Genomic DNA, 17,111 nt, shown 5'->3' on the forward strand with positions numbered 1-17,111 from the left:
TGTCGGCCTCGGCCGACATCAACGCCTCGGCCATGGTCTTCACCATGGAGCGCAACATGTCGGGGTCATCGGTCTGGAGTTGCTTCGTCAGCCACTGCTGGGGCGTCACACTGTTGTCTGCGGCCATCGCTGGTCTCCTTCGATCTTGAACTGTGCATTCGAAGGATCACGCGATGGCCGTTCTCGTTCCTCGTCGCCACGCTTGTGACCTGGTCAAACTCGTACACCACTTCCGTGGACGCAACCCCGGACGACACATCATCACCGACAAACCGCCTATTTCTGACGAGGGCCGTGGTTCCCGGCGCCCAGCGGCGTTCCCCGGGTACTTATCGGGGTGAGCGGCATACCGGCTGTGCGGGCACGCTTATCGGCAGGCTGGCTCTCTCGTCAGGTGTGAAATCCGAGCCGGCGATCACGTCGCACAGCTTCCATCGCCATCGCGCGGCATCCAGCCGCAGCGGCCCGCCGCTGCCGTCGTTGAGGACGTTGGGCTTCCACGTCACCGGCGCCGGAGGGCTGCCAGGCCGACCAGTGCTCAACACTCGCCGTGATGCGCGGCTGCGCAGGAGCACGCAGCAGGGGAAGCGTGACATCGATCCGGACGCGGGCGGCGGGCTCGATGTCCGGGGGCGTCCCGAGCGCGGCGTTGACCACGTGCGCGCAGGTCAATGCCAGCTCTTCGGTGATCAGAAAGCCCACTCCCACCGGTTCGCCCTGCCGGTCGCGGATCTGGAGTACGGCCGATTCGAGGATGTTCGGGCCTGAACCGACGGCGAAGGACCCGGGCTCGATCGCGGTCACGATGCCGCCTCGTTTTCCTGCGCGGAGATGGCCGGATCAGTGGGCTCTTTCCGCCAGACGAGCGATACTTTGAAGCTGGCCTGCGCCGACGTACTGGAGATCACCACATCGGCCTCGGCCGACAGGGACAGACCGAACTCAACGCTGATCTCATCGGGCCTTTCCACCATGCCCTGGAAGCCATCGACGAAGTTTTGCGCGACCGGTCTGACCGCGGCCAGCATGTCACCCAGTGAGCGTGTGGCCCGCGCGACGACCTGGCCTGGCGACTTTGACCAGGCCGTCCTCCACGTGCCCGACCTGGACCTTCACCACTGCGACGCGCCCGCCCGCGCCTTCTACCGGCAACTCCACGAGATAGGTCACCGTTTCTCCTTCGGCCACCCTGACTTTCGCTCGGCTTGCGGGCCCCGCCAATTACCTTGCCCCAAGATTCGGAGGTTAGGAGGGCTTATGAAAGCGTGACCACCGAATCCCACGAGCAAGTGAACCGGATAATAATGTCCATTTCATCAAAAGAGGCTGTGCTTCTCCGGGAGATCGACGACTCCGGCCAAGGCCAGGGCCGCGAGGACGGTCAGGGTGAGGGTGAGGATGCCGAGCAGGAGCCAGGCGATGGGGTGGCCGAGGTTGAGGGTCCAGGAGGAGGGGCCGAGGCGGGCGTGGACGAGGAGGGCCGGGTCGCGGCGGTTGGCGTAGACGGCGCCGGCGAGGTGCCAGTGGCGGTCGTCGTCGCGCTGGGCGGCTCCGGAGTCCTCCTCTTCCTCGCCGGGGAGGGCGGGGAGCCGGTGGCCGGACTGACCTACCTTGATCGTCCAGGTCAGCCAGGCGCCCAGGAGTGCGACGAGCGGGGCGACGGTGGCCGCCGCCCAGGCGGTGCCGGGGGTGGCGATCTCCCAGAGCGGCAGGGCGGCGAGGAACAGGCTGAGGTTCAGGCAGGCCGCGGACAGCAGTGACAGCGTGGCGACGCCGCGCAGGTAGACGCGGTAGCGGCGGGCCGAGCCGCGGGGGCGGGCGGCGTCGAGCTCGGGGCGGGCGCGCAGCACGGCCGCGACGGTGGCGAGGACGATCACGATGACGGCGAGCTGGTAGATCACCGGCTGGAAGGCGGTCAGCAGGGTGGTCGGCTCACGCTGGGCGGGGGCCGTGCCGTACCCGGGGAACGGCGGCAGCGTGGGCGGCAGTCCCCCGTAACGCGCCCAGCCGACACCGGCGGTGAGCAGCAGGACGGCCAGCGCGGGAAGACCCCATGGCCAGGGCACCCGCACCGGGTCGGTGCGGAAGGTGGTGTCCACGGTGACGGCCTGGCGGCGTTCGGACGCCCACCCGCCGGCGAGTTTGGCGGCGCGGATCGTGCGATGGGCGCGGTAGAAGAGCAGCAGGTCCGCGACCAGCACCACCGTCGCGGAGATGACGGCGGATCCGGTGACCGGCAGGGCCAGGGGCGAGAGCACCGCGGCGATCCCGGCCACCAGGAGGGTCAGACGGGTGTAGGACCGGCGGGCCGCGGCGATGGCGGGATCGCCGGTCCGCTGGACGCCCACGCGGACCCCGAACGGCAGGGTGGGCCCGGCCAGTGCCGGAAGCGCCAGCATCAGGGACGTGACCAGCGCGATCAGGATGAGTCCGGCGCAGAGGAGCAGGATCACGGCCCCTCCTCGAAACCGGTCAGCAGGGCCTCGCAGCGGCGCAGCACATCCTGCCGGTCCATGCCATGGACGGTGGCCTCCGCCAGCAGCACACGCACGCGTTCCTCCCAGTCGTCGGCGAAGCCCGCCTCGGGCGGGCCCGTGGCGGCGTCACGTCGTACGACCGCGCCGCTCTTGCGGTTGATCCGGATGATGCCCTGCTGTCGCAGCAGGTCATAGGCCTTGCTCACGGTATGGAAGTTGATGCCGAAATCCGCGGCGAGCTGCCGCGTGGAGGGGAGCGGGTCGCCTTCGCGCGCCTGCCCCCTGGCGATCGCCTCCACGATCCGGTCCCGGATCTGCTGGTAGATCGGGACCTCGCTGTCGAGGTCAAGGGTCAACTGCACGCCAGCACTCTATCTGATATACAACTAATAGAACAGATAGCGATAGGAGGACAGATGATGTTGCACGTAGAGATCCACCAGGACACGCTGACCGTCCGTTTCGCCCCGTGGGCGCGGCTGTTCACCAGGACCGGCACGGTGAGCGTGCCGCTGACGGAGATCGCCGAGGTGCGCCTGATCGACCGGCCGCTGAAGGTCGCCAAGGGCACGTACCGCGGCCTGCTCGTCTCCGGCGTCGTCAAGATCGGCACCTGGACGTCGCCGAGCGGGGTCAAGCGCCTGACCGCCGCCCGGCGGGACGTCGGCGGGCTGCAGATCATCCTGAAGAGCCCGATGGCGGGCCACGACGAGCTGGTCCTCAGCGTCCCGGACGCCGAGCCGCTTCGGCGGCGGCTGCTCGCGGTGCCGGCATGAACGTCGAGGTGCGCGGCCTGACCAAGACGTACGGGCCGATCAGCGCCGTCACCGACCTGAGCTTCGAGGCCGGGGCGGGCCTGGTGACGGGGTTCCTGGGGCCGAACGGCGCAGGAAAGACCACCACGATGCGAATGATGCTGGGCCTGGTCGCGCCGACGTCCGGCACCGCCACGTTCGGCGGGCGGCGCTACGCGGACCTGCGCCGCCCGTCGGCCGCCGTCGGAGCCGTACTGGACGGCGCGGGCTTCCACCCCGCCCACACCGCCCGCGACCACCTGCGGGTCTACGCGCGGATGGGCCGGTACGGCATGGCCAGGGTCGAGGAGGTCGCCGACCTGACCGGGGTGTCGGCCTTCGCGGGCCGTCCCACGCGTACGCTGTCCACCGGCATGCGGCAGCGCCTCGGCCTGGCCACCGCGCTGCTCGGCGACCCCCGGGTGCTGCTGCTGGACGAACCGAGCAACGGCCTGGACCCGGAAGGCATCGCCTGGCTGCGGCGCTTCGTCCGCGAACTGGCCGCCGACGGACGTACCGTCCTGATCTCCAGCCATGTGCTAGGCGAGATCGAGCACATGGCCGACCACGTGGTGGTGATCCGTGACGGGCGGCTGGTCACCACCGGCCCCATCAGCGGTCTGTACGGCACGGCCACCGTGCTGGTCCGCGCCCCGCGAGCCGATGAGTTCGCGGCGAGGCTGACGGCGAGCGGGGCCCGGGTGGAGCGCCCAGAACCGGATCTCCTGCGAATCCACGGCCTGGGCACCGCCGAGGTCGCCGCCGCGGCCACCTCGTACGGCATCGCGCTGCACGAGATCACCCCCGAACGTCCCACCCTCGAACAGGCGTTCCTGCACCTCACCGGAGGTTCCCGATGAGCGCACTGCTGCGTGCGGAATGGACGCGTCTGACCGGCACGACGCTGTGGCTGTGGGGCCTGCTGGCCGCGCTGGGCAGCGGGGCCGCCGTCGGCCTGCTCGCGCTCGCCGGGCCGGAGAACTTCACCCCGCCACTGCCCGGCCTGGACACCGCCGAGGGCGCCCACACGCTGCTCGGCCTGCTCGGCTTCACCGTCTTCGCCCCCGCCCTGCTCGGCACCATCGCCGTGTCCGCCGAATACCGGCACCGGACCATCACCACCACGACGTTGTTCGCTCCCCGGCGCTGGACCTGGCTGGCGGCCAAGCTGGCGATCTACACGGGCGCGGGGCTGGTCTACGGCGTGATCGCCGCGGCCGTGACCGGCGGCGCTCTCCTCGCCGTGGCCACGCTCAAGGGCATCACGCTCGGCCTTCCGGCCGTCACGATCGCGGCCCTGCTCGCCCGCATCGCCCTGACCATGGCCGTCTACACCCTGCTGGGCGTCGCCGTGGGCGCGCTGCTGCGCAACCAGGTGACCGCCCTCGTCGCCGTCGGCGCGTACTTCTACATGGTCGAGACCGTGCTGATGCTCATCCCGGGGATCAAGGCGCTCTACCCCTATCTGCCGGGCGGCGCCACCGCCGCGCTGACCGGTTTCACCTATCTGGCGAACGCCATCGCCGACCAGACCGGCACCGCCTCGGCCCACCTGCTGTCCGCGCCCGCAGGGGCCGCCGTACTGGTCTGCTATGCCCTGATCGCGGTCGCCATCGCGGTGGCGGCCCCCTTGCGGCGCGACATCCTGTGAGCGATCAGCGGCACGGCGGCCGGTACTCCAGGCCGGGGAAGTACCTGGCCCACTCGCGTTCGGTGACGCGGGGGTGCGCCAGCGCGCACACCTGTGCGGCGACCCGCTCGGGGTCGGTGATCCACAGGCGGGCGGTGCGGTCCTCCCCTGAGGTGAGCAGCACGCGCCCTCCGGGGCCGAACGTGACCGCGTGCACCCGGTCGCCGTGCCCGGAGAGCACGGCCCGCAGCACCGGGCGGGCCATGGCGGACACGTCCCACAGGCGTACGGTGCCGTCCATTCCGGCGGTCGCGAGCGCCCGGCCGTCCGGGCTGATCGCGACCGACTGAACACCTCCGACATGTCCTGACATGACGGCCAGCGGGCGGGGCCGCTCGGGAGTGCTCACGTCCCACAGGCGGGCGGTGCCGTCGAGACCGGCGGTCGCCAGCGTGCGCCCGTTCCGGCTGAAGACGACCTTCCGCACCGAGTACGGGTGGGCGGTGAAACCGGCGAGACGTACGGGGTGGCGCGGGTCGGCCACGCGCCACAGGTGCACGTCGCGGTCCTGGACGACCGCGAGCAGCGCGCCGCGCGGGCCGAAGGCCGCGTTCAGCACGCCCATGTTCTCCTTGATCGCGCCGATCGGCCGCGCCCGGCGCGGGTCCGACAGATCCCACAGCCGGAGCCCGGTGGCACCGCCGCCCCCGGTGGCGAGGATCGCGTCCCCCTGGAACGCGACCGTCCAACCCGGATTCGCGGCCTGCCCGAGGGCGGCTGCCGTGGCGCGGCGAACCGCCGGATCGAGCAGGGTGTGGGCAAGGCGGCAAACCCGGTGTCGCCACTCGAAACCAGGGCCTGGAAGACCTCGCGAAACGACCGGGCCGTGCAAAGTGCCGCCGCGGAATGGAAACGCTGCATGGCCCGCAGGGGGCACGATTACAAGGACCCGGTCAACGCCCCCTACTCCTACTGGACCTCCCAGCGAATGGCCGCGCATCCGAATCCGACGAAAGAGCAGCGGAAACACGGAATTCCGCCTACGGACGCCGAGCGCCAGGCCGCGCTCGACGACATCGGGTGCAAGAACGAGTCGGGATTCGTGCGGATCTGGCTGGCCGCCGAACTCGCCCTGCAGCGGCGGCTGGTCGCGGAAAATCGGGTACCGCTGGAAGAGCACAGAAAGCGGCTGGACCGGATGCTGCGAAACGCCACGGAGGCGCTTGGCCCGATCGCCGCTACGTCGTCCGCTCGCGGGTGACCAGGGCGAGGGCGAGCCAGATCAGCGCCGCGCCGGCGGGCAGGTAGTTCAGATCGACCGTGATGGCGACGAAGCCGAGGGTGACCAGTACGGGGGCGAGGGCGTTGCGGCCGGGGCCGGTGATCGCGTACTGCACGAGCAGCGCCAGCAGCCCGGCCATGAAGAACACCGGGCCGATCTCGTAGACCACCTGGGGAAGTACGGCGGGGACGTCCGCGTACCGGGCGCCCAGGGCGCTCTTCTCGGCGGCGTCCGCGGCCTCCAGGCCGATCACGATGTCGATGATCGCGACGCGGACGAACATCACCAGCCCGAAGGCGGCGACCGCGGCCCCGATGGCGGCCACGACGCGGTGGGCGGGGCCGCCTGTCCTGACGCGGGCGTACAGGCCCGCGATCACCCAGCCGTACAGCAGGAGGGAGACCAGGAAGATCACGTGGCCGGTCGTCCAGGCGGGTCCGGGTCCGTGCTGCCCGTCGCGGCCGTCGATGAGCCGGACGACGCCGTAGGCGAGCATGAGCGCCGGGGCGAGATGGAAGGCGATTCTCTTCATGCGATCGATCTTCGGGAAACCGGCCGCCGGGCGGATCGCCGCCGCGAGCGGTCTTCGGGCGGGCGCGGCTCCCCCGCGCGAGGGAGCCGTCACCTGTCAGGAAAGCTCGATCAGCCGGGTCTCGTACGCGGCGATCACGGCCTGGACGCGGTCGCGGATGCCGAGCTTGGCCAGGACGTTGCTCACGTGGGTCTTCACGGTGTGCTCGCTGACGACCATGGACGCGGCGATCTCCGCGTTGGACAGGCCGCGGCCGAGGTGGCGCAGGGTCTCGCGCTCGCGTTCGGTAAGGACCGACAGCCGCTCGGCGGCGGTGGTGCCGGCGCGCGGGCGGTTGCGGGTGATGTCGGCGATGAGGCGGCGGGTGACGGTGGGCGCGAGCAGCGACTCGCCCGCCGCCACCACGCGGACCGCGTGTACCAGGTCGTCGCGGCGTACGTCCTTGAGCAGGAACCCGCTGGCACCGGCGTAGAGGGCGTCGTAGACGTAGTCGTCCTGGTCGAACGTGGTGAGCATGATCGCGCGGGTCCTGGTCTCGGCGCACACGAGCTTCGCGGCCTCGATGCCGTCCAGGTCCGGCATGCGGATGTCGAGCAGCACGATGTCGGGGTCGTGCTCGCGTACGGCGCTGATCGCGGCGCGGCCGTCGCCCGCCTCGGCGACCACCTCGATGTCGGGCTGGGCGTCCAGGATCATCGCGAAGCCGCTGCGGACCAGTTCCTGGTCGTCGGCGAGCACCACGCGGATCACGCGGCCACCGCCGCGGCGTACGGGAGGCGGGCGAAGACCCGGAAACCGCCGCCGGGCAGCGGACCGGCCTCGGCCGTGCCGCCGCAGGCGGCGACGCGCTCACGGATGCCGATCAGGCCGTCGCCGCCCCGCCGCCAGCCCGGGTCTCCCTGGTCCTGGCCTTTGCCGTCGTCGGTCACGGTGATCTCCAGTTCGTGGCCGGTCCAGCGGAGCCGGACCTCGGCCGCGCGCGCGTCGGCGTGCTTGACGGTGTTGGTGAGCGCTTCCTGGACGATCCGGTACGCCGCCAGGTCGGCGTCCGCGGGCAGGTCACGAGGTACGCCCTCGACCATGAGCCGCACCCGCACCTGGGTGCGGTCGACGTGCTCGACCAGGCCGGGCAGTGCGCCGATGGTGGGCCGCGGCGCGCGTACGCCGTGGTCGTGCTCCTCCTTGAGCACGCCCAGCGTGCGGCGCAACTGGGCCATCGCGTCCCGGCCCGCGACGGCGATCGTGTCGAAGACGCGTTCGGCCTGGCCGGGGTCGGTGCGGACGACCACGGGGCCGGCCTCGGCCTGGACGACCATGATGCTGACGGCGTGCGCGAGCACGTCGTGCATGTCGCGGGCGATGCGGGCCCGCTCCTCGGCCGCCGCCCGCGCCGCCTCGGCCTGGCGCTCGCGTTCGAGCTGCGCGGAACGCTCGGCCAGCGCGTCCGAGCGCTCCCGCGAGGTACGCGCCAGCGTGCCGAGCAGGAACGCCGTCATGGGCAGGAGCAGCGTGAACATCAACTCGCCCGCGTTGTTGTCCTTCACCAGCAGCGCGCCTGGCGGGATCGTCAGCGTCAGCACGCCGATGAAGCCCCAGCGCTGCCAGCGGTGTCGTCCCAGGTCGGCGAGGGTGTAGACGGCCACAAGGGCGCCGTACTGCACCATCTGGCCCGGCCGGTGATGCAGCGACACCCCCAGCGCGAAGCACGCCACGACCAGCGCGACCGCGAACGGCGCCCGCCGCCGCCACACCAGCGGCACGACCGTCCCGAGGTTGAGCACCACCCCGAGCGCCGTCACCTCCCGCGCCGTACCGAACGGGACGAACACCGCGACGCCGACCGCCGTGGCGACCAGCACGTCCACAGGCCGGGCGGGGAAACGGAAACCACGGAACCGATCCGACATCCGCCCAGTATCGCCCCCGGTACCGGCATGATCACATCCGTCGTACGAGGGATTTCGGAGCTAGGCGGCGGGCGGGTCGAGCAGGGCGGCGGCCAGTTCGCGGGCCTCGCGCAGCCAGGCGGCCCGCTGCGCCTCGCCCGAGCCGGTCACCGTGCGGAAGACCGTCCGGCGTACGTCCACGGCCCCGACATAGGGCAGCACGCAAGCGCTCCAGATGCGCTGCAACGGGTCACCGAACTCGTCCCGCTCGCGCTCGGCCGGGGTGTCGGAGGTGTTGAGCACCAGCGCCCGCCCGGCCTTGAGCAGCCCGGCGGGCTCACCGTCGGCCGTGCCCAGCTTGTACGCGACGCCGGGCACGAGCACCCGCTGCACCCACCCGGCCAGCATCGCGGGCGGCATGCCCCACCAGTTGGGATGCACGAACACCAGGGCGTCCAGCTCGGCGACCTCGGCCCGGTGCGCCTGGACCAGGTCGTCAACGGACGGCCCGCCATCGGCCACGGTCTCGGTCTCGGCGGCCGCCAACGCCGGGTCGAACCCCTCGGCGTACAGGTCGTGCGCCCGGACGTCGGCCCCCAGCCCCCGCAACTCGTCCACGACCGCGTCGAACAGGGCCCCGTTGAAACTGCCCGGCCTCGGGTGGGCGAGGTAGACGCCGATACGCACGCGCAGATCCCTTCATTACCGCTTTCCTGGAGGGAAAGGGTCTCATACCACCGCTGGCCATGCGTATCCTTATGTGTGTACGTATACATAGCTGAAAGTCGGCCATGCCCAGCAAGACGATCTATCTGAACGTGGAAGACCTGGCGTTCATCGAGGCCCACCGCGACGAGATCGGCGGGTCACTGTCGAGCGCCCTGATGGAAGGGCTGCGAATGGTGATCGAGAAGAGGAAGCTCGAAGCCACCGGCTTCGAGGAGATCCGGGTGGACGTCGGCGGGCCGGGCGCGCCCAGGCTCAAGGTCTTCCCCGGAAGGCTCGTCGTGCGCGCCAACACGACGGAGAACAGCGGCACGACCCAGGTCTCCCGCCGCCTCTACACCACGCCCAAGGGTTTCTGGGTCTACTTCGAACGCTCCTCCGTCAACTGGAACTACTGGACGGGTGGCGGTGGTCAGGCTTCCGGCGACATCGAATCGTTCGATCCCTCCGAGGTGGAGAACCGCCGGATCTTCGAAGTACGCCCGTCCCTGGACGAACTCACCGAACTCGCCCCCGCCGAGCTGATCGCGCAGGCCCGGGCGGAGACGGACGACAACGCCAGCCACATCGAACACCTCGACCTCTAACACGGCCACCGAGCCGGTACTGCAGGTGGAGGCGCTTCGCAAGAACTACCTGGACAAACGCCACACCATCCCCGCCCTCAACAAGGCCGCCTTTTGACCTGTTTCCGGCTGTGCGCCCAAAGCCCGGCACGGTGACCACCGCGGGCCGCGAACGAGCAGTCCTGCATGTCGGCCTCGAAGATCGGCTCGAGCACGAGCTTCACAGCCGCCTGCACGATCCGGTCACGGACAGAAGGAATCGACAACGGCCTCTGCTCGCCAGAACCCGGCTTCGGGATGAACACCCGCCGGTTCGGCAGCGGCCGATACCGCTTGCCCTTCAACTCCGCGGCCAGCTCATCAAGGAGCCGGGCCACGCCGTACTCCCCGACATCCGCCAGGGTGACGCGGTCGATGCCGGCCGCGCCGCGGTTGCGGCACACGTCCTGCCACGCCCGTTCCAACACGTCCCTACGATGGGCTTTGTCGAACAGCGCGTGGAACCGTCGATTCGGGTCGGCCTTGGCCGCCCGGTAGAGCGCGTGCTGCAAGGCGCGGACTCTGTCCCCACAGACAGCCGCCAGGGTGGACCTAGCCGATACGGCACTCACCAGTCGCATCTCGCAATCTCGCGCATGAACGAAGCAGCGGCCCTTCCCTCACCACAGGTTGTGTGTCCTGCGGCTCGATCAGTACTACGACCGCCTCCGACTCCCTCCCAGCCGCCGCCCACTTCCCGGCTCCTCACCGGTTATAGGACGGCGTTGTCCACGCCTATCCGCAGCACGCTTCGGCCGGGGAGGGCCTCCCCAGTTCCCGACGCCACCTTCTGAACGTTCCGCGCCCTCTTACGCCGGAGAGTTCCTCGCGGCTGCCTTTCCAGGATCTTCACCGCTTCGATGGCCTTCGCCGTGAACCGCCCGGCTCGGCTCTCTCTTGGTGTCTAACGACGCGGCAGGCTTCGCTTCCGCTACGGACCGCTCAGTTGCTCCCCCAAATGGGCTTTCGACGCTGGGCTTCGACCCGGCCCGTTTCCAGACCAAGCCGCCAGCCTGCTACCGGGCTCCCTGGCGATTACCCGGACCGGACTCACACCGGCAGGCGACGACGAGCTTGTGATCAGGTTCTGGTCGCTGGACGACCACCTCCTTGATCTCTGGGCGCACCGGCGGCAGTACTAGGCCGCTCAGGCCGCCCTGACTGCGTTAGCACATCCTCTGCTGTCCGAGCAGCGGCCGACGAGTGGATGTACTGGACCCCGCCGCACTACGTCACCAGCGCTTCCTTTCCGACTTCCAGCCGATGGCGGTGAATGGCTCTTCACGCGGGCGCATCCAAAGGCTCTGTCGGCTCGGAAAGCAGCCTTCCCAGGTGGCGGCGGCGGCCCGGTTTGCCGCTATGGGCTCTGAACCATGCCAGCGCTTGCCCAAGCATCCGTTTTAGCCGCTTAATGGCGACTTGCCGGTTTTCCACCCTATTGGCACAGCCTTTACCTCCCGGCTCGCAAACAAATATGCGGAAGTGTATCCATGCTTCCGATTGCGGGATGTAACGTTCCGGTTTGTCGTAGCGACGATTTATCGGGATACGGCGAGGGATGGCGAACTGCGAATGACGGTGACATGGCGTGGTTGAGGAGTTACCTGTTGTCTCACTTGATGGCGGTCTGCCCGATCCGCAACGGAAGGAGCAATTGAGTCTCGCCTACACACACATGGTGGTGACCGCCGCAGGCTGCTGGATCAAGGACCACCGCACCGACGTTGACGGAGTCGACATCACCATCGCCTCGTCCGCCGAGTACGAAACCTGGTACGGCCCGGAGTTCGAGCTGCAGCTCAAGTGCACTGCTCAGCAGGACCTACTCAAGGATGACCACATCGTCTGGCAGATGAAGGCGGAGCCGTTGCGAAAGCTGATCAACCCCAAACGTTTCACGCCTGCTCTGCTGGGCGTACTGCTGGTGCCGGAGGACGCTGGATCGTGGCTGAACCAGAGCGAGGAGCAGCTGCTCCTCGAAGGTGGCATGTACTGGGAGTATGCGGCAAAACTGGGAGAGATTCCTGAAGGCCAGGGGTCGAAAACGGTTCACCTACCAAGGAGTAACCTCTTTGATGTAGAGAGGCTTCTTGGCATCATGAGAACCATCGGAGACGGAGGCGGCAGGTGAAACGATCACCCTTAGAGTCCTCCATCAAGGAGTTGACGAACAACCTCGCTCCCACTGCCGTATCCCAGTTTCTGGCCTCTCAGGCATGGGAACTAGAGTCACGTCAAGATCACATAAGGGAGATCTGGCGACTGTCCGACGCTCGACATGGTGCCGTCGCCCGCATCATGCTGCCGCTTGCTACCGACTTCGCCGACTTCGCCGAGCGGTTTTATGATGCGCTCCGAGCGATCGGACGCGTGAACGGATGGGATGCCGACAGGCTGTACGAGCACATCGTCGCCGCCAGAGCCGACCGCCTGTTCATCGGCCTTGACCAAGCGGCGGCCGATGGCACGATCCCGTTCAAGCAGGCGGAAACGACAATCAATGCAATCTATCGGATGTTGCGTGCTGCTGCCACGACGGCGGCGGATCCCTCACACTCGCACCGTGGCAGGCGATCCGCTACGGTCACCGACTTCCTCGACGAAGGGGTTCGCCTTGGACACACTAAGCGAGGAAGCTACGTCTTCACCGTTGTGACCAGGCTCGATCTCGACGAGATGCAGCCAACTGCCCCAATTGAGGCCGATAGAGGCAAGGTAAAGCCCTTCTCTCGCAGGGTGATGACCACGCTTGCGCGAGGACTGCAAACCACCGACGATCTCGCCCGAGGGCACGCCAGAGAGTCTCTGGTCGATCCTGCCGCCTACGGGCTCAGCGCCAGCCTCCTCGAATCGTTAGAGGAGATCGCGCAGCCGCCTGCACTTAGAGCCCTCAATTTGTCCTTTGATTGGGCATTTGGGATGGACGCGCCTGATGTGAGAGCAGGGACGATTACGCTTCGACGTGAAGCCTTTCCTGCCATTTCGCGCGTCCGAGAGCGATTAGCCCGCCAAGAAGAGCCCCCTCGCCGGGAGAGACTCGTTGGGCCTGTGAAGTCACTTACGCGAGAAGAACTCGACGATCCATCTGACGAGGCCGCGACCATAGTCATTCTTGCCGACGTGAACGGACGTACTAGAAATGTCCATATCCCCTTGGCCGGAGAAAACCACGACTGGGCGATCAGAGCATATAAGAGCAAACTACCTCTCACGGTGATCGGTGACCTCGTCTACGAGCGGCGAGCCTGGAAGCTTCAGGGAGACATTGATCTGGACACGAGCTTCCTGAGATACACCCTTGGTGATCGCCCCGAGGACTGAGCGACCGTCCGGTTTCAACCGGCATGTTCAGTCAACAGCCATACCACGGATTCGATGGCGAGTCGGCGTCGTAAAATCACCAAGAGTCGCGATCAATGCCCATTGATCTTGTATATATGGCGTTCTCAAATTGTCGCCGCCGGCGATAGACGACATCGCGGGCGGGATCGGGCAGATCCGGTACGAGCGCAAACTCTCGGACGACTCGGTCACCCGCCCATACCATGGAGCCGGGACAGTGCTCCTTGAGCCCCCGCCGGGGCGAGGCCGCCAGCCTGAGTCGGCGCGAGGTCAACGAGCTGGCCAAGACTATCGGGATCAACTGGCAGATCGTCCAACTCGACTGGCAACCCATCCAAGGCAAACCGAAAACCGACGCCAGCGACCGCACCATCGCCATGGACGCCGGAAGCGTGGCCGCCCTGCGCCACCACGCGCCCAACAGGCCAAAGAACAACTCGCCACCGGTCAGGACTGGACTAATAGCTGGTTCGTCTCCGCCGGCGAACTCGGACACCCACTGCACCCCCAGCACCTCACCGACCAGTTCTACCGGCTCGCCTACGAAGCAGGACTGCCACCGATCCGCCTCCACGATGCTCGCCGCCGGAGTCAAACCGAAAATCGTTCAAGAAACCCTCGGCCACGTGTCCACGAGTTTCACCCGCGACACCTACACCGGCACCGATTTTTCCGATCTTGAGTGACGCCTACTCTATGCGTACGCGACCATCCTCAGTCCCCGCCAGTCGGCGGCTTCCTCATCCAATCGGGGCTCGGCTTCCTCGCGGGGGACGGCCGTCCTGACTGGTAATCGCAACGAAACTCCTGGCTCACTCCGCTGGTGTCTCCGATATAGGCGTGGCGCAGCACGTGTCGATGATGTCTTAGGCGTAATCCGGCAGGCCTTGCGCAGCGATGAGCACCCCACACAAGAAGGTGATTACGGTACCGAACCGGGCGTTTTCAATCAGCACGTACCCAAGGCCGAAGCGGCCAGGGCGCCTACCCACAGTCCGCTTCATCCGCGCGCTCATCCTGCGCCTGATCCGAGAAGACCTCTTCTGGAGGTACCGGGGCGTACACACGCCTTTGGCATCAAGCCCACCGCCTTTACGGGATACGTGGTGAGTCGCGCTCCTGCGGCGGGCTTGCGGGGCGATGATGGCAACCTGTACGTTGCCATTATAGGCAACCTGGAGGTTGCGAAGGAGAGGGCGGGCATGGTTTCGAACGCGATCGAACGTGTGGTGGTGCTGCGGCACCCCATCGAGCGGGTGTGGGCGGCGCTGACCACCGCCGAAGGGCTCTCGCGGTGGTTCGGCTCGGTGGCGGAGATCGATCTGCGGCCCGGTGGGCGCGCGTTCTTCCGCTGGGACGACCTCGGCCAGGAGTCCGTCGCCACCATCGCGGTGGTCGATCCACCACACCGTTTCGCGTTCAGGTGGGCGATCGAGGGCCTGCCGGAGGACGACGCACCCCGGACCCATGTGGACTTCACCCTGGAACCGGTGCCGGACGGCACCCGGCTGCGCCTGGTGGAGAGCGGGTTCGCCCAGGCCGCCGACAATGTGGCCCGGTCCGCCCACAAGGCCAACAGCCAGGGGTGGGACATGGAGCTCGTCGACCTGGAGACCTACCTCGATGCGACCGCCTGATGGGGAAGGGCAGGCCGTCGCGGTGTTCGTGGCGCTCACCGATCCGACGCGGCGGGCACTGCTGGAAGAGCTCGCCCGTACCGGACCCGCGACCGTCACCGATCTCGCGCGACGCTTGCCGATCAGCCGCCAGGCGGTCGCCAAGCACCTGAGCCAGCTCGCCGAAGCGGGCCTGATCAGCTCCGGCGAACCGACCGGCCGCCGCCACCCCTACCGGTTGGAGCCGGCCGCCATCCGCACCGCCCAGGTGTGGCTGGCCAGGCTCGCCAACAGGTGGGACGACCGGCTGGCCGCGCTGGAAGACGTACTGGACGCCACCGACACGAACCGAGGAGTCACCCACCATGAGCAAGCCTGAATACACGGCCGGCCTGAACATCGCCATGAAGATCCCCAAGGCACAGTACGAGGCGACTGTGGCCTTCTACCGCGACACTTTGGGCTTCGACGTCAAGGAAGACGACGTCTCCTACGCTCCGACCGTCTCACGAACTCATTCGGTGCAATTCGGACCCAATACCCTGTGGCTCGACTGTGTCGACAACTACAGCCGGCCCGACCTGTGGCTGCAGCTCCACACCGACGACCTGGACGCGGCGACGAGCGAGCTGGCCGGCATCGGCATCCACCCGTGCGACGAGGTCGAGCCCCTGCAGAACCTCGATTCCCGCACCCACTGGATCAAGAACCCGGCCGGTGTCGTACACCTGCTCGCGGAGTCCCGCTGATCCGAAGCCCACGAGCAGGTCACTCGCGCGCGGAACCGCCCGTGGCCGATGTGTCCGGCTCCGCGCTCGTCCGGCCGGTCGCGAAACGCGGGGCCACCGCGTATGGGTCGTGCTTCAGGTCGCGTCTGAGGGGAGGAGTCCGGGGGGTGTCCGGTCGGTGGCCGCCGTGGTGGCGTCGGCGCGGACGCGGAGCACCGCGGAGGCCCCGAGGAGCGAGATCGCTCCGCTGATGAGGTAGAGGGGGGAGTAGCCGCCGAGCGAGCTGACGATCAGCGCGGCGAAGAACGGGGCGACGACCTGCGGTGCGGTGAGCGCGATGTGGAACACGCCGAGGTCGCGGCCGGTGTCGCCGTCCGTGGGCAGGACCAGTGTCGCCAGCGCGAGGTCGACGCCCAGGTACAGGCCCATGGCGAAGGCGCTGATGGCACCGCTGATCAGCGAAGCGGTCCACACCGGCCACACGAACGGGATCAGCATCGACCCCGCGCTCGCCAGCCCGGACACGAGCACGAACATCCGGTGGTGCTTGAACCGGTCGACCAGCGGCCCGGCGATGGCGGTGCCGAGCACGGTGAGCGGGAGCAGGAACGACGAGCCGATCGCGACCGCCTGCGCCGCGGTCATGCCGGGCGGCAGCTTGATGTAGTCCTGCATGATGTAGAGGTTGAAGCTGCTGACCATGGCGAAGCCGAGATAGAGCACGGCCCGGGAGATGAAGACCCAGCGGTAGTCACGGAACCGCAGGCTGGCGAACGTCTGGCGCAGTTCGGTGAACACCGGCCGCCGTTCACGGACCTCCGTCGCGACGCTGCGCGCCTCGCGTGTGAGCCAGGCGCTCACCAGTGAGGCGAGCGGCACCAGAATGGCCAGGAGCAGGTACCCGGTGAAGATCGAATCGACGAAGTAGGCGCCGATCTGCACCCCGGCGATGGCGCCGACAGGCAACCCCAGCCCCTGGATCGTGCTCGCGAGCCCGTGCCGGTGCGCGGGAATCCGGTCGGGAATCGCCGCGAGGATGACGTTGAGCCCGATGTTCACCAGGGCCTGCATCAGGAACCAGCCGACGACGAGCCCGGCCACGGTTCCGGCCGAGCCGAGCATCATCAGTGAGCCGGCGGTGCCGAGACCGCCGAAGAAGATCCACGGCGCCCTTCTGCCCCACCGGCTCCGGGTGCGGTCCGACAGGATTCCGATGAACGGCGGTACGGCGAACGAGGCGATCGCCGCGATCCCGGTGACCAGAGCGAGCGCGGACGGGGCATCGTCGCCGGCGATGAGCCGTACCTGCGTGGGGAGCAGGACCTGGAGAGCCCCGGTGATCGCCGCGTAGGCGAAGACGTTGAGCACGAACATCGCGAGCAGGATCGGCCACACTCGGACCGTGGGGGCAGGGGTGTCGGCGGGCAGTTGGTCCTGGCGGGGGGCTTGGGGTGTCACGAACACACCTCCGGGATCGAGGGCCGTTCCGTCGG

At 68.1% G+C, this 17,111-nt stretch carries 23 protein-coding genes and 1 pseudogene; 11 read left to right on the forward strand and 13 right to left on the reverse strand.

All coding sequences use genetic code 11. The features are described 5' to 3' along the window. The 6 genes and pseudogenes from DP939_RS49665 to DP939_RS39175 all read right to left on the reverse strand — a co-directional run. Nucleotides 1-127 (reverse strand): annotated as a pseudogene (locus DP939_RS49665) (IS256 family transposase); the annotation flags it as partial. Between the two features lie 263 nt (nt 128-390). Next, complete coding sequence (locus DP939_RS39160; protein WP_113985907.1) at nt 391-804, reverse strand: hypothetical protein; 414 nt, start codon at nt 802-804, stop codon at nt 391-393. After that, nucleotides 801-1,028, reverse strand: coding sequence for a CU044_2847 family protein (locus DP939_RS39165; RefSeq protein WP_263972375.1), 228 nt, complete (start codon nt 1,026-1,028; stop codon nt 801-803). Before DP939_RS39165 ends, DP939_RS39160 begins: the two co-directional genes overlap by 4 nt. A 1-nt stretch (nt 1,029) precedes the next feature. Further along, a complete protein-coding gene (locus DP939_RS48285; protein WP_225878763.1) occupies nt 1,030-1,170 on the reverse strand; it encodes a hypothetical protein in 141 nt (46 codons plus the stop codon). A 146-nt stretch (nt 1,171-1,316) separates the two neighbouring features. Continuing rightward, nucleotides 1,317-2,453: a DUF1648 domain-containing protein gene (locus tag DP939_RS39170; RefSeq protein ID WP_199565704.1), complete on the reverse strand. Its 1,137-nt coding sequence runs from the start codon at nt 2,451-2,453 to the stop codon at nt 1,317-1,319. Continuing rightward, entirely contained in the window at nt 2,450-2,839 is a 390-nt protein-coding gene (locus DP939_RS39175) for a GntR family transcriptional regulator (RefSeq protein WP_113985908.1), read from the reverse strand. The genes DP939_RS39170 and DP939_RS39175 overlap by 4 nt, the downstream gene beginning before the upstream one ends. A 54-nt stretch (nt 2,840-2,893) precedes the next feature. Between DP939_RS39175 and DP939_RS39180 the strand changes: the two genes are divergently transcribed. Genes DP939_RS39180 through DP939_RS39190 form a run of 3 tightly spaced genes read left to right on the forward strand, consistent with a single transcriptional unit; the run spans nt 2,894 to nt 4,922 of the window. Next, entirely contained in the window at nt 2,894-3,253 is a 360-nt protein-coding gene (locus DP939_RS39180) for a hypothetical protein (RefSeq protein WP_113985909.1), read from the forward strand. Further along, nucleotides 3,250-4,131 carry an ABC transporter ATP-binding protein gene (locus DP939_RS39185; protein ID WP_113985910.1) on the forward strand — a complete coding sequence of 294 codons (882 nt, stop codon included), beginning with the start codon at nt 3,250-3,252 and terminating at the stop codon, nt 4,129-4,131. The genes DP939_RS39180 and DP939_RS39185 overlap by 4 nt, the downstream gene beginning before the upstream one ends. Next, the gene (locus tag DP939_RS39190; protein ID WP_113985911.1) at nt 4,128-4,922 is read left to right on the forward strand and encodes an ABC transporter permease; all 795 of its coding nucleotides are present in this window, start codon (nt 4,128-4,130) and stop codon (nt 4,920-4,922) included. Before DP939_RS39185 ends, DP939_RS39190 begins: the two co-directional genes overlap by 4 nt. A gap of 4 nt (nt 4,923-4,926) precedes the next feature. Here DP939_RS39190 and DP939_RS46520 read toward each other — a convergent pair whose 3' ends face one another. Next, nucleotides 4,927-5,526, reverse strand: coding sequence for a WD40 repeat domain-containing protein (locus DP939_RS46520; protein ID WP_158578937.1), 600 nt, complete (start codon nt 5,524-5,526; stop codon nt 4,927-4,929). Nucleotides 5,527-5,715: 189 nt separating this feature from the next. On the opposite strand from DP939_RS46520, the gene DP939_RS46525 reads away from it, so the two are divergent. Further along, nucleotides 5,716-6,162: a hypothetical protein gene (locus DP939_RS46525; protein WP_158578938.1), complete on the forward strand. Its 447-nt coding sequence runs from the start codon at nt 5,716-5,718 to the stop codon at nt 6,160-6,162. On the opposite strand, the gene DP939_RS39205 is transcribed toward DP939_RS46525, so the two are convergent. The 4 genes from DP939_RS39205 to DP939_RS39220 all read right to left on the reverse strand — a co-directional run bounded on the left by DP939_RS39205 (nt 6,140) and on the right by DP939_RS39220 (nt 9,288). Continuing rightward, nucleotides 6,140-6,715: a hypothetical protein gene (locus tag DP939_RS39205; RefSeq protein WP_113985914.1), complete on the reverse strand. Its 576-nt coding sequence runs from the start codon at nt 6,713-6,715 to the stop codon at nt 6,140-6,142. The genes DP939_RS46525 and DP939_RS39205 overlap by 23 nt on opposite strands. A gap of 96 nt (nt 6,716-6,811) precedes the next feature. Further along, nucleotides 6,812-7,465 carry a response regulator gene (locus DP939_RS39210; protein WP_113985915.1) on the reverse strand — a complete coding sequence of 218 codons (654 nt, stop codon included), beginning with the start codon at nt 7,463-7,465 and terminating at the stop codon, nt 6,812-6,814. Then, a complete protein-coding gene (locus tag DP939_RS39215; protein WP_147268312.1) occupies nt 7,462-8,622 on the reverse strand; it encodes a sensor histidine kinase in 1,161 nt (386 codons plus the stop codon). The genes DP939_RS39210 and DP939_RS39215 overlap by 4 nt, the downstream gene beginning before the upstream one ends. A 60-nt stretch (nt 8,623-8,682) precedes the next feature. Continuing rightward, entirely contained in the window at nt 8,683-9,288 is a 606-nt protein-coding gene (locus DP939_RS39220; protein ID WP_113985917.1) for an NAD(P)H-dependent oxidoreductase, read from the reverse strand. 104 nt (nt 9,289-9,392) lie between these two features. On the opposite strand from DP939_RS39220, the gene DP939_RS39225 reads away from it, so the two are divergent. Beyond that, nucleotides 9,393-9,914 (forward strand): EXLDI protein, encoded by a 522-nt coding sequence (locus tag DP939_RS39225; RefSeq protein ID WP_113985918.1) that lies wholly within the window; start codon nt 9,393-9,395, stop codon nt 9,912-9,914. Between the two features lie 77 nt (nt 9,915-9,991). Here DP939_RS39225 and DP939_RS39230 read toward each other — a convergent pair whose 3' ends face one another. Beyond that, on the reverse strand, nt 9,992-10,444 hold the full coding sequence (locus DP939_RS39230; protein ID WP_199565705.1) for a reverse transcriptase family protein: 453 nt from the start codon (nt 10,442-10,444) through the stop codon (nt 9,992-9,994). Nucleotides 10,445-11,520: 1,076 nt separating this feature from the next. Between DP939_RS39230 and DP939_RS39235 the strand changes: the two genes are divergently transcribed. The 6 genes from DP939_RS39235 (at nt 11,521) to DP939_RS39260 (ending at nt 15,639) form a co-directional block, all read left to right on the forward strand. Next, nucleotides 11,521-12,063 (forward strand): DUF4365 domain-containing protein, encoded by a 543-nt coding sequence (locus tag DP939_RS39235; protein ID WP_225878764.1) that lies wholly within the window; start codon nt 11,521-11,523, stop codon nt 12,061-12,063. Between the two features lie 32 nt (nt 12,064-12,095). After that, entirely contained in the window at nt 12,096-13,253 is a 1,158-nt protein-coding gene (locus tag DP939_RS39240) for a hypothetical protein (protein WP_199565706.1), read from the forward strand. 245 nt (nt 13,254-13,498) lie between these two features. Beyond that, nucleotides 13,499-13,960: a site-specific integrase gene (locus tag DP939_RS45680; RefSeq protein ID WP_147268313.1), complete on the forward strand. Its 462-nt coding sequence runs from the start codon at nt 13,499-13,501 to the stop codon at nt 13,958-13,960. Between the two features lie 516 nt (nt 13,961-14,476). Then, nucleotides 14,477-14,911 (forward strand): SRPBCC domain-containing protein, encoded by a 435-nt coding sequence (locus DP939_RS39250; RefSeq protein WP_113985922.1) that lies wholly within the window; start codon nt 14,477-14,479, stop codon nt 14,909-14,911. Continuing rightward, on the forward strand, nt 14,898-15,269 hold the full coding sequence (locus DP939_RS39255; RefSeq protein ID WP_113985923.1) for an ArsR/SmtB family transcription factor: 372 nt from the start codon (nt 14,898-14,900) through the stop codon (nt 15,267-15,269). The genes DP939_RS39250 and DP939_RS39255 overlap by 14 nt, the downstream gene beginning before the upstream one ends. Beyond that, nucleotides 15,256-15,639, forward strand: coding sequence for a VOC family protein (locus tag DP939_RS39260; RefSeq protein WP_113985924.1), 384 nt, complete (start codon nt 15,256-15,258; stop codon nt 15,637-15,639). The genes DP939_RS39255 and DP939_RS39260 overlap by 14 nt, the downstream gene beginning before the upstream one ends. A gap of 114 nt (nt 15,640-15,753) precedes the next feature. On the opposite strand, the gene DP939_RS39265 is transcribed toward DP939_RS39260, so the two are convergent. Then, entirely contained in the window at nt 15,754-17,076 is a 1,323-nt protein-coding gene (locus DP939_RS39265; RefSeq protein ID WP_147268314.1) for an MFS transporter, read from the reverse strand. Between the last annotated feature and the right edge of the window lie 35 nt (nt 17,077-17,111).

Source organism: Spongiactinospora rosea, assembly GCF_003315795.1.
Classification (GTDB): Bacteria; Actinomycetota; Actinomycetes; order Streptosporangiales; family Streptosporangiaceae; genus Spongiactinospora; species Spongiactinospora rosea.